Here is a 12,810-nt window from a genome sequence, read left to right on the forward strand (position 1 = left end):
TCTAAACCTCTTGTTTATATATTCCAGATCTTTCAAAAATCACATCAATATTTTTGAGAAAAACCTCTGGAGAAAAGCATTGTTTAATTTCTTCCTCACTCAAATACTCTCTAATACGATTGTCCTCTAAAACAATATCCATAAAATCCCTTTTCTGTTCTACAGCCCTAAAAGCATCTTCCTGGACCCACCCATATGCCACATCTCTTAATACTCCTTTTTCTGTTAGTGCTAAAAGAAGATTTTGAGAATAATAGATACGATAATTCATTGACATGTTTTCTTTTATTCTCTCCTCATTTATCCTCAAATTATTAATAATTCCAATAAGGAGATTAAGTATGTAATCTGTTAAAGAAGTGGAATCAGGAAAAATAACCCTTTCTACCGACGAATGACTTATATCTCTTTCATGCCATAACGGTATGTTTTCTAAAGCAGAATTTATATATCCTCTTATTACCCTTGAAAGGCCACAAATTCTCTCAGAAAGAACAGGATTCCTTTTATGAGGCATAGCGGAGGAACCTTTTTGCTTTTCCCTAAAAGGTTCTTCCAATTCTCCCACTTCAGTTTTTTGAAGATGTCGTATTTCTAAGGCTATTCTTTCACATGTGGAAGCAATCATGGAAAGAGCATAAATCACCTCTGCATGTCGATCCCTTGGTATAACTTGAGTTGCTACAGGTTCGGGTTTCAGTCCTAAGATTTTACATGCTTCTTCTTCAATTTTTGGAGATAAATGAGCCAGAGTACCAACTACACCAGAAAATTTCCCAAAACTAATATTTTCCTTAGCTACTCTTAATCTTTCTAAATCTCTCTTTAATTCCGACCACCAACTTAAAAATTTAAACCCAAGGGTTATTGGTTCTGCATGCATTCCATGAGTTCTCCCCATCATTGGAAGGTTTTTATACTGTATAGCTTTTTTCTTAATTTCCTCCATTAACCTTTTTAAGTCGTCTTCTATAAGATTTAACGCCTCAATAATCTGCAAAGAGAAAGCAGTGTCCATAACATCAGAAGAAGTCAATCCTTGATGGATATACTCCGAGCCTTCTCCTACATACTGAGCAACATTGGTAAGAAATGCTATCATTTCGTGGTTGTTTTCCTTTTCTATCTCTATTATCTCCTCAACACTAAATCTTGCTTTTTCTTTTATTTTTTTCAAAATTTCATAAGGAATTTCGCCAAATTTTGCTCTTGCCTCTAAAACAGCCTCCTCCACCTTCCACCACAAAAAATACCTGTGCTCGTCTGACCATATCTCTCTTAATTCTTTTCTACTGTACCTTAATAACACTTTTCATACCTCCTTAAAAACAAAAGCCCAAGCTTATAGGTTCTCCATACGAGGGAACCTACCCGCCTGGGCTTTTATCCCTTCGGTGTAGCAAGACCTTTAATCTTGCCCGCTCCGCTTGGATCTTTTGACCCTGAGGAGCGCTTCCGCTCGTAGTCAGGCAATTTACGGTTGCCTGGTAGAGACTCCCGAGCCATATTCCCGGGATTATACGAGATCTTAGTCAATTATATTAAGTTATCTCTTAAAATTCAATATTCCTCTGTATAATGCTGCTTCACCCAAATCTTCTTCTATTCTCAGAAGTTGATTGTATTTCGCAATTCTATCAGTTCTACTTAAGGATCCGGTCTTTATCTGACCGCTGTTTACTGCAACAGCAAGGTCTGCTATGAAGGTATCCTCGGTCTCTCCTGATCTATGGGAAATAACAGTCCTATACCCTGCCTGATGAGCAATTCTTATAGTGTCTAAGGTCTCAGTAAGAGATCCTATTTGGTTAACCTTCACAAGAATAGCATTCGCTATCCCTTTTTCAATCCCTTCAGCTAATATTTGGGGATTAGTTACAAAAATATCGTCTCCTACAAGTTGCACCCTCTTTCCCAATTTATCGGTAAGTTTCTTCCAACCATCCCAATCTTTTTCCGATAGACCATCTTCTATAGAGACAATAGGATACTTATCACAGAGATACTCCAATAAGGAAATCATTTCATCAGAAGTTAACTCTTTCCCCTCTGCCTTTAAGATATATTTCCCATCCTCATAAAACTCACTGGCAGCAAGATCTAAAGCTAATGCAACATCTTTTCCAGGCTCAAAACCTGCCTTCTGTATTGCTTCTACAAGTATAGCAAGGGGGTCTTCGTTCTTTTCAAGATATGGTGCAAAGCCTCCCTCATCTCCCACATTAGTATTGAGTCCTTTGCTCTTTAAGATACTCCTTAGAGTATGGAATACTTCAACAGCCCATCTCAAAGACTCCTTAAAAGTAGACGCAAGAGGAACAATCATATATTCCTGAAAATCAAGAGGATTATCAGCATGCTTTCCACCATTTATTACGTTCATTAGAGGAGTAGGAAGTTCTCTTGCTTGCACGCCTCCAAGATAAACATATAAAGGCACTCCTAAGGATGCAGCAGCAGCCCTCGCTGTAGCAAGGGAAACAGCAAGAATGGCATTAGCACCAAGCCTTGACTTATTCTCAGTTCCATCAAGTTCAAGCATAGTTTTATCTACAGTATACTGATTAAGAGCCTCAAGTCCTATTAATTCTTGAGCTATGATTTCATTGATATTTTTTACAGCTTGCAGTACCCCTTTTCCTTTATACCTCTTAGGATCATTATCTCTTAATTCAAGAGCCTCTCTACTACCAGTGGAGGCTCCTGAAGGCACAATTGCTCTACCTACTGATCCATCCTCCAAATACACTTCTGCCTCTACAGTGGGATTTCCCCTCGAATCTAATACTTCTCTTCCATGAACATCCAAAATCGCAGGCATCTTTACACCTCCTGAAGAGTTTGTCATTTAAATAAACTTACAAAAGTATTATAACATTAAAGAAAAAATTGTTTTTTAAAATTTCTTTTAAATTCATTTTTATTAGGATAGAATAAAATTAATACAAAACTTTGAAAGGAGGTAAAAGATGGAATTTATAGCACCAAGTTGGGAAGAAATTTACAATCTATGTCTTGATCTTTCAGATAGAATAAAGCAACAAAAATACGAACCTGAAATAATCGTAGGAATAGCAAGAGGAGGCTGGATACCTGCAAGAATCCTTTCAGACCTTCTTGGTAATTCTTATACTGCAAACCTAAAGATTGACTTTTATAGAGGAGTAGGAGAAACAAAAGATAGACCTGTAATAACTCAAACCATTTCCACAATAGTAGAAGGTAGAAAAGTACTAATCACCGATGATGTAGCAGATAGTGGAAAAAGTCTTAAAGTAGCAAGAGAACATCTGGAACAATGTGGAGCCTCCCAAGTAAAAATAGCTACCATTTATTACAAACCATGGTCTATAGTGAAACCTGACTTTTACATAAGCGAAACTGAAGCCTGGATAGTCTTTCCTTGGGAGAGAAAAGAATTTGTCTATAAAATGTATGAGAGCTTAAAGTCAAAAGGTCTAAATTCAAAAGATGTTTTAAGGGAACTTCTTAAAACCGGACTTCCTGAAGACCTTCTTAAGAGATTTCTTAAAGATATCACAGGAGAAGAATTATGAAGAAAGCATTAGCATCTGGAGGAGTAATTATAAACAAGAATTCAAAAAAAATATTAATCCTTAAAAGAAAAAATGGAAACTGGGTACTTCCAAAAGGTCACGTAGAAGATGAGGAAAAGCCTGAAGACACAGCCATAAGAGAGGCAAAAGAAGAAACAGGCTTAAATGTAAAAATCATAGATTACGTTGGAAAAACCCATTATTTTGCTCCCGCTACCGAAAAGCATCCCGATGAAGAAAAAACAGTAATATGGTTCTTAATGGAAACGGAAGAAGATAGTATTAAAGTAGAAGAAGGCATCTTTTCTGACGGAAGATTTTTTAATTTCCAGGAAGCTCATAATTTTCTCACTTTTAATCAAGAAAAAGAGATCCTAAAAAGGGCCTATGAATTATACCTCATAAAAAATAACGAAAAAAAACTACATGTTCTAATGTTAACATGGGAATATCCTCCAAGAATTGTAGGCGGACTAAGTAGACATGTCCATGACCTAAGTAGACATTTAGCGAAACAAAATGTAAAAGTATCCGTCATAACCTGTGAAGCTCCAAATGTCCCTTTTGAAGAGCATTTTGATAACTTGTCCGTATATAGGGTGCCTGAAAAATTAATTGATTCTTATAATTTTATATCATGGATCTATCTTCTTAATATATCCATGATTGTTAAAGCTATGGAGATAAACTCAAAGGAATCTGTGGATATTATCCACTCCCATGATTGGCTTACTACTTTTTCTGCTTATACTCTAAAGCATTCTTTAAAAAAACCTCTAATCTCCACTATACATGCCACAGAGTATGGCAGAAACCAAGGTATATATACTGACGAGCAAAGGTTTATTCACAACGTAGAATGGTGGCTTACTTACGAATCTTGGAAGGTTATTGTCTGTAGTCTTAATATGAGGGAGGAAGTAAAAAAACTTTTCAATCTTCCTGAGGATAAAATAATCGTGCTTCCTAACGGGATAGATATAGAAAACCTAAAGACAAATCTCAATATTGAAGAAATAAAAAATATATATGCTCCAAATAAAGAAAAAATTATCCTCTTTATTGGGCGAATGCATCCCCAAAAAGGTGCCGAATATCTCTTAAGGGCAATCCCTATAGTTCTCAATAGAATTCAAAATGTAAAATTTATATTTGTAGGTACAGGTCCTCAACTTGGTAGTCTTATAGAAGAAGCTAAATACTTAGGAATAATTGAAAAAACTATATTTACTGGATTTATAGATGATAATTTAAGAAATGCTTTGCTACATACCGCTGACATATGTGTATTTCCAAGCATTTACGAGCCATTTGGAATTGTAGCCTTAGAAGCTATGGCTCTTGGAAAGCCTGTAATAGCAAGTAGGGTTGGGGGTTTTTCTGAAATAATTGAAGACGGAAAAGATGGAATTCTTTTTGAACCAAAAAATGTTTATGACTTAGCAGAAAAAATAATATTTACTTTAACCAATGAGGAGCAGATCCAGGTAATTAAAAATAATGCAGTACAAAAAGTAAGAGAAAAATATCTCTGGGATAAAATAGCACAAGAAACTAAAAATCTGTATTTTAATGTTTACCAAGAATATTTAAAAACTGATTGGTAAAGGAGGTTTTTACTTTAAAATGAGAGCCGTAATAATGGCTGGGGGTGAAGGTACCAGATTAAGACCGCTTACTATAACTCGACCAAAACCTATGACCTATGTGGTAGGTAAGCCCATAATGGAGCACATAATTAATCTTCTTTCGGAACAAGGATTTAGGGAGCTAACAGCTACTTTATATTATCTTCCTGAGATAATTCAAGAGTATTTTGCTGACGGTTCAAATTGGAATGTAAATCTGGATTATTCTATAGAAGAATCTCCTCTTGGAACAGCAGGTAGTGTGAAGTACGCTTTAAAAAATAAACCCAAGGAAAGAATATTAATAATAAGTGGAGATGCTCTTACCGATTTTAATCTCAATGAAGCAATAAAATTTCACGAAGAAAAAGAAGCACTAGTTACAGTTGTACTTACAAGTGTAGAGAACCCTTTAGAGTATGGAGTAGTGATAATTAACGAAGATGGAAGAATAATAAAATTTCTTGAAAAACCAAGTTGGGGAGAGGTGTTTAGTGATAATGTAAATACAGGAATCTATATTCTTGAGCCAGAAGTGTTAGATTATATTCCTGAAAATCAACCTTTTGATTTCAGTAAAGACTTATTTCCAATGTTGCTTGAGAAGGGTGCTCCTATATATGGGTATTTAGCACAAGGATATTGGTGCGATATAGGTAATTTAGAACAATTTTTACAAGCAAATTTTGATGTTCTAAACAAGAAAGTAAAAATTAAAATTCCAGGAAGGGAAATTTTACCTGGTATTTACACAAACGAAGACGTAGAAATTGATCCTTCAGCTTTCATAAGACCCCCTGTATATATAGGACAATTCACAAAAATTAACAATAATGTAACTGTATTAGGACCTACAATAATTGGAGATTCTGTTTATATAGATAACGAAGCTAAGCTCCAAAGGTGTGTAGTTTTTAATAATACCTATATAGGCAAAAAGGTTACAATTTTTTCCTCCATAATAGGAAGCAAATGCAACATCAAAACTGCAACAAAAATTGAGGAAGGTGTAACTATAGGTGATAACACAACTATTGGAGAAAGGGTATTTATAAACAGTGGGGTCAAAATATGGCCCAATAAAACCGTTGAAACAGGGACCATTGTCAACAACAGCATAATTTGGGGAAGCCAATGGAGAAAATCTTTATTTGGATATAGAGGCATTTCAGGCAAAATAAATATTGATATAACTCCAGAAATTGCTACCAAGATTGGAGCAGCTTTCGGAACTATTCTTCCAAAGAACTCTTTCGTAGTAATGAGTAGAGATGAGAAGCCTGCTTGTAGAATGATTAAAAGAGCAATATTAACAGGTATACTTTCCACAGGAGTAAATGTTTTTGATATAAGAACTCTCCCTATACCTGTATCTAGATATTCCATAGAAAACCTTCACGCCATCGCTGGGGTGCACATAAGAATTTCTCCATATAATTCTGAAAAAATACTAATAGAGTTCTTAGATAAAAAGGGTACAAATATAGATAAAAATACTGAAAGAAAAATAGAGAACATATTTTTCCGTGAAGATTTTCGAAGAACTTATACTGAGGATATAGGAGTCATTAGGTTTCCCCCTCATATAATTGAATATTATGTGGAAGGTCTACTTAACAGAGTAGACATATCATTGATTAGAAAAAAAGACTTCAAAATTGTAATAGATTACCAAGGTAATAGTTCCTCTTTATTTTTGCCCAATGTATTTTCACGACTGGGAATAGAAAATATATCTTTAAACCTATACGGAGAAGAGACTAAAAGATTTTTAGTACCTGAAGAAGAAGTATTAAAAATAACTCAATCTATAGGAGCTGATTTTGGGATTATCATAAATAATGACAGTGAAGGTTTTTCTCTAATAACCAACGAGGGTAAGATTATAGCAAAGGATGATTTAATTTCATTAATAACTTACTTGATTTTAAAAAGAGATCCCAAGTCACAAATTGTAATACCAGTAACCGTATCAAAAGCGGTAGAAAAAGTAGCCGAAATCTTAGGAGGAAGCATAATACGAAGTAAAACATCCCCATCAGAACTTACAAAAACCATATTAAGATCTGAGGCAAGATTTGGTGCAAGTGAAGATGGATTTATCTTCCCTGAATTTCAACTATCGTTTGATGGAATTTTTGCCTTAATAAAATTCCTCGAACTATTTTCTATGGTTAACATAACTATAACGGAAATAGTTAACACTGTTCCTAAGTACTATAAAGTCAGTGGTACTGTAGATTGCTTCTGGGAAAATAAAGGCAAAATAATGAGAAAACTTATAGAAAAATTTGCTGAAAAACAAATTGATTATATTGATGGAATAAAAATTTATTTTGACCATTCTTGGGTCTTAATTTTGCCCCATCCTGAAGACTCTTCCTTTATAGTTTATGCCGAATCTTCTACCCTTAAAGAGGCACAAGATTTGTTAGAAGAATTTACGAATATTATTAAAGAACTTAATTCCATTTTAAACTAATTTTAACTTGACATTAATATGTTTAAACTTATTATAAACTAAGGAGAATTCTTTTTAAGAGGGAGGTTGAAAAATGCAAAATCTACTCTGGATTGTTCCCCTTTCAGGTTTCATTGGTTTTATCACTGCTTATTTCATTGCTCGCGGAATTTTAAGAGAAGAAGAAGGACCAGAAGAAATAAAAAAGATCATGAAAGCAATACAACAGGGAGCAGATGCGTTCTTAAATCGTGAAATTAGAACTGTATCAATTTTCGTAATCTTATTTGGAATCTTTATGGCTATAGTCTTACAACCTCTTTTAGGGCTTTCCTTTGTTATAGGTGCATCTTTCTCGATGTTAACAGGATACATTGGAATGAAAATTGCTACAAGAGCCAATGGTAGAACCACTTATGCCGCAGCTAAATATGGTACTGGAAGAGCATTAGATATTGCCTTCTCTGGCGGATCTGTTATGGGACTTATGGAGGCAAGTTTAGGAATCTTTGGATCAAGCTTAATATACCTGATCTTAAGTAGATTTATGCCCGATCCAAGGTTAAAACTTGAGATCATCAGTGGATATGCTTTAGGGGCAAGTTTTATTGCTCTCTTTGCCCGTGTAGGTGGTGGTATTTATACCAAAGCTGCTGATGTGGGAGCTGACTTGGTAGGTAAAGTTGAGGCAGGAATTCCAGAAGATGATCCAAGAAATCCAGCGGTCATAGCAGATAATGTGGGAGATAATGTAGGAGATGTGGCAGGAATGGGGGCAGATCTCTACGAGTCTTACGTAGGTGCTATTCATGCGGGGGCTGTATTAGGATTTGCATATGCAGACTTAAAAGGCTTACTCTTCCCCTTCCTCTTAGCAGTAATAGGCTTATATGCATCCATTATTGGGATAATATTTACAAAAGTTTATGCATCAAGAAAGAATGCTGATCCAGCCAGTGCATTGAGGAATGGAACCTTCCTTTCTGCAGGGATAACTATAGTTGGGTCCTATTTCCTTTCCCTAAGTTTGGTAGGGAATTCAGGTCCTTTCTGGGCATCTCTGATAGGTATTCTTGCAGGAATTGGGATAGGACTAATAAGCGAGTATTACACTTCTAATAAGCCTATTGAAAGAATTGCTTATGCAAGCACTACAGGTCCAGCTACTAATATCATTACAGGTCTTTCTGTTGGAATGGAAAGCACTTTCTTAACTATTGTTATCCTTGCCATTGGAACTTATTTATCCTACATTGCCAATGGTATGTGGGGTGTAGCAATAGCAGGTGTTGGAATGCTTGCAACCTTAGGCATTACATTATCTGTTGACGCCTATGGACCTATTGCAGATAATGCCTCAGGTATAGCTGAAATGGCTCATCAAGGAGAAAGAGTAAGAGAAATAACAAGTTCTCTTGATGCCTATGGAAACACAACTGCAGCAATGGGGAAAGGATTCGCCATTGGATCTGCAATACTCACAGCTCTATCTTTGTTTGCTGCATTTAAAGAATGGGCAGGAATAAGTTATATTGATATCTCTAAAGCAAGTGTTCTTGCAGGTGCTCTTATTGGAGGTATGCTTCCTTTCTTATTCTCATCTTTAGCTCTTAAGGCTGTGGGTGAGGCAGCAACTCATATGGTAGAAGAGGTAAGAAGACAATTTAGGGAAATAAAAGGTCTACTCGAAGGAAAAGCAGAACCAGACTATGCAAGGTGTGTAGACATAAGTACAAAAGGAGCATTAAAAGCCATGGTTCTCCCAAGTTTAATTATGATTCTCTCGCCTTTTGTAATTGCTTTTATCTTTGGAAAAGAAGCTCTTGGTGGAATGTTAACAGGTGCAACCATATCAGGTGGCTTACTCGCTATATTTATGGCAAATGCAGGTGGGGCATGGGATAATGCTAAGAAACTCATAGAACATGGTAAATTCGGTGGAAAAGGATCTGATGCTCATAAAGCAGCAGTGGTAGGAGATACTGTAGGGGATCCTTTCAAAGATACAGCTGGTCCTTCCATAAACATCTTGATTAAGCTTATGTCTGTAATCTCCTTAGTATTCCTCCCTATATTCTTCCATTAAACTATACTAGATAAAAAAGGTGAGGGATTACTTATCCCTCACCTTTTTTATTTTTAGAAACTTATAAAACTTGACATAGGTTCTTTTTGTAATATACTTAAACCTAAATTGAGAGCTTTAAGATTTGGAAGGAGGGATATTTTGTTTAAGAAATTACCGTCGCTAATAAACTTCCCAGAGATGGAAGAAGAAATATTAAAATTCTGGAAAGATAACGATACTTTTAAGAAGTCTTTAGAAATAAGAAAAGGTTCTCCAAGATTCAATTTTTATGAAGGACCTCCTACTGCTAATGGAAAACCACATGCTGGACACGTTTTACCCAGAATATATAAAGATCTTTTCCCTCGCTATAAGACTATGCAAGGATATTATGTGCCAAGAAAAGCAGGATGGGATACCCATGGTCTGCCTGTAGAGTTAGAAGTAGAAAAAGAACTTGGTCTTAATAGCAAGCAAGATATAGAAAAATATGGGGTAGAAGAATTCAATAAAAAATGCAAGGAAAGTGTGTTTAGATACGAGAGAGAGTGGAGAAGATTTACAGAAAGAATTGGCTTTTGGATAGACATGGACAATCCCTATATTACTCTAAGTAATGACTATATAGAATCGGTTTGGTGGCTTATTAAAAAAATATGGGAAAAAGGACTTTTATATAAAGGCTATAAAATAGTTCCTTGGTGTCCAAGGTGTGAGACAGCTCTTTCAGATCACGAGGTGGCTCAAGGTTATAAAGAGACAGAAGACCCATCTATTTTTGTAAAATTTAGAGTTAAAGATCAGGAAAATACATATTTTCTTGCATGGACCACTACCCCTTGGACTTTAATCTCTAATGTAGCCCTTGCAGTCCATCCTGAAGAAGAGTATGTAAAAGTTAAACATAATAATGAGTATTACATTCTTGCTGAAAAAAGGCTTCCCTACATATTCGAAGAAGGAACCTATGAAATTGTAGAAAAGAAAAAGGGAAAAGAAATAGAAAAAGCTTACTATGAACCACTATTTACTTTCCTTCCTGTAGATAAAGATGCTTACTACGTGGTCTTAGGTGATTTTGTCACATTAGAGGATGGAACAGGAATTGTACACATTGCTCCAGCTTTTGGAGATGAAGACTTCCAATTAGGTAAAAAGTACGACCTTCCTTTCTTACAGCCCGTAGATCAAAATGGTAAATTTATAAAAGAAATAAAGCCTTGGGCAGGAATGTTCATAAAAAAGGCAGATCCTCTAATAATTGAGTATTTAAAAGAGAGAAATCTCTTACTTAAAGAAGAAAAGTATACCCATACTTATCCTTTCTGTTGGAGATGTGACACTCCTCTTATATATTATGCAAGATCTTCATGGTATATAAAAACCACAGCTATAAAGGAAGATCTACTCAATAACAATAGAAAAATAAATTGGTATCCAGAACATATAAAGGAGGGAAGATTTGGAAACTGGCTTGCTAACAATATTGATTGGGCATTATCAAGGGAAAGATATTGGGGTACACCCCTTCCTATCTGGGTATGTGACTCTTGTGGCCACGAAGAATGTATTGGAAGTTATGAAGAATTAGGTATTACTGATACTAAGAATTTTGATCCTCATAAACCATATATAGATCAGATTACCCTTAAATGTCCTAAATGTGGAGGGACTATGCACAGAGTTCCCGAGGTTATTGACTGCTGGTTTGATTCAGGAGCAATGCCTGTAGCCCAATGGCACTATCCTTTTGAAAACCAAGAGGAATTCAAAGCATCCTTTCCCGCTGACTTTATATGTGAGGCTATAGATCAAACAAGAGGATGGTTCTACAGTTTACTTGCTATCTCAACCCTTGTATTTAATGAACCAGCTTACAAAAATGTACTTGTTACCGAATTAGTTCTTGATGAAAAAGGCGAAAAAATGAGCAAACACAAAGGAAACGTAGTAGATCCATGGATAATTCTGAACAAATATGGAGCTGACGCTCTTAGATGGTATATCTTTACAGTAAGCCCACCATGGGTACCACTAAGGTTTGCACCTGACGCTGTAAATGAAGCTCTTAAAAAATTCCTATTAACTTTGTGGAATACTGTATCTTTCTTCTCTATTTATGCGGAAATTGATGGCTTTGATCCCAATTCCCATTTTGTACCTTTCAATGAACTCGAAGATCATTCTGACAAATGGATCATCTCACGTTTAAACTCATTAATTGTAAAAGTGAAAAATGATATGGAAAATTTCAATGCAACCCAAGCAGCAAGATCAATTCAGTCCTTTGTTATTGATGATCTGAGTAATTGGTATATCCGCCTTAATAGAGAAAGATTTTGGAAGTCTGAAAAGGACAAAGATAAATGGACTGCTTATACTGTTACTTACACTGTAATAAAAGAACTTTCTAAATTAATAGCTCCTTTTATTCCATTTACTGCTGAAAAGATTTACCAAGAAATAGTAAGAGTAGCCGAAAAAAACTCACCAGAAAGTGTCCATCTATGTGACTATCCTGAGGAAGCAAAAGAATTAATTGATACTACCCTTGAAGAAAACATGGAAATTATAAAAGAGATTGTAACAGCAGGAAGAATGCTAAGAAATCAAGCTAACATAAAGATTAGACAACCTCTATCTAAAATATGGATAAAAGTTGATCCTAAGTTGGAAAAGGACATAGAAGCTCTTAAAAAGTATGTACAACAAGAATTAAACGTTGAGGAAGTGATTATGGGAAGTGCTGAAAGTAAAGAGGGAGTACTCTATCATAAAGAAGACGCTTTTGAAATTGAACTTGACACAAAACTGACTGAGGAACTATTAAACAAAGGTATCTTAAGAGAATTAGAGCACAAAATTCAAATGTTAAGAAAAGAAGCCAAATTAGATTATACCGACAGAATAAAATTCTACTATGAAGGTTCTCAAAGGATAAAAAATATTATAGAAAATAATAAGGAAGAATTTGCTGAAGAAATTTTAGCTATAGAGATCAAAGAAGGAAATATACCAGACTCCGCATACAAGAAAAACATCAAAGTATATGATGAAGAATTAACAGTGGGCTTTGAAAAGGCATGAATCTTAATA

At 35.3% G+C, this 12,810-nt stretch carries 7 protein-coding genes and 1 riboswitch; of the genes, 5 read left to right on the forward strand and 2 right to left on the reverse strand.

The window, feature by feature from the left end; translation table 11 throughout:
* Nucleotide 1 precedes the first annotated feature (1 nt).
* Entirely contained in the window at nt 2-1,309 is a 1,308-nt protein-coding gene (purB, locus tag DTUR_RS07395) for an adenylosuccinate lyase (protein WP_012583775.1), read from the reverse strand.
* A 133-nt stretch (nt 1,310-1,442) separates the two neighbouring features.
* Nucleotides 1,443-1,544, reverse strand: a riboswitch (purine riboswitch).
* A gap of 2 nt (nt 1,545-1,546) precedes the next feature.
* A complete protein-coding gene (gene eno / locus DTUR_RS07400; protein ID WP_012583776.1) occupies nt 1,547-2,821 on the reverse strand; it encodes a phosphopyruvate hydratase in 1,275 nt (424 codons plus the stop codon).
* A gap of 148 nt (nt 2,822-2,969) precedes the next feature.
* Here eno and DTUR_RS07405 point away from each other — a divergent pair, with 148 nt between their 5' ends.
* From DTUR_RS07405 to ileS, 5 genes are all read left to right on the forward strand, one after another.
* Nucleotides 2,970-3,557 carry a phosphoribosyltransferase gene (locus DTUR_RS07405; RefSeq protein WP_012583777.1) on the forward strand — a complete coding sequence of 196 codons (588 nt, stop codon included), beginning with the start codon at nt 2,970-2,972 and terminating at the stop codon, nt 3,555-3,557.
* Complete coding sequence (locus DTUR_RS07410) at nt 3,554-5,164, forward strand: glycosyltransferase (RefSeq protein ID WP_012583778.1); 1,611 nt, start codon at nt 3,554-3,556, stop codon at nt 5,162-5,164. The genes DTUR_RS07405 and DTUR_RS07410 overlap by 4 nt, the downstream gene beginning before the upstream one ends.
* Before the next feature lie 19 nt (nt 5,165-5,183).
* A complete protein-coding gene (locus DTUR_RS07415) occupies nt 5,184-7,667 on the forward strand; it encodes a mannose-1-phosphate guanyltransferase (protein ID WP_012583779.1) in 2,484 nt (827 codons plus the stop codon).
* A 73-nt stretch (nt 7,668-7,740) separates the two neighbouring features.
* Nucleotides 7,741-9,732: a sodium-translocating pyrophosphatase gene (locus tag DTUR_RS07420; protein ID WP_012583780.1), complete on the forward strand. Its 1,992-nt coding sequence runs from the start codon at nt 7,741-7,743 to the stop codon at nt 9,730-9,732.
* A gap of 141 nt (nt 9,733-9,873) precedes the next feature.
* Nucleotides 9,874-12,801 carry an isoleucine--tRNA ligase gene (gene ileS / locus DTUR_RS07425; protein WP_012583781.1) on the forward strand — a complete coding sequence of 976 codons (2,928 nt, stop codon included), beginning with the start codon at nt 9,874-9,876 and terminating at the stop codon, nt 12,799-12,801.
* Nucleotides 12,802-12,810: the final 9 nt, after the last annotated feature.

The sequence above is a fragment of the Dictyoglomus turgidum DSM 6724 genome, assembly GCF_000021645.1.
GTDB lineage: Bacteria > Dictyoglomota > Dictyoglomia > Dictyoglomales > Dictyoglomaceae > Dictyoglomus > Dictyoglomus turgidum.

Excerpts from the sequence above, each read along its gene's own strand:
- eno (WP_012583776.1), bottom strand. The coding sequence starts at position 2,821 with ATGCCTGCGATTTTGGATGTTCATGGAAGAGAAGTATTAGATTCGAGG.
- DTUR_RS07405 (WP_012583777.1), top strand. The coding sequence starts at position 2,970 with ATGGAATTTATAGCACCAAGTTGGGAAGAAATTTACAATCTATGTCTT.
- DTUR_RS07410 (WP_012583778.1), top strand. The coding sequence starts at position 3,554 with ATGAAGAAAGCATTAGCATCTGGAGGAGTAATTATAAACAAGAATTCA.
- DTUR_RS07415 (WP_012583779.1), top strand. The coding sequence starts at position 5,184 with ATGAGAGCCGTAATAATGGCTGGGGGTGAAGGTACCAGATTAAGACCG.
- DTUR_RS07420 (WP_012583780.1), top strand. The coding sequence starts at position 7,741 with ATGCAAAATCTACTCTGGATTGTTCCCCTTTCAGGTTTCATTGGTTTT.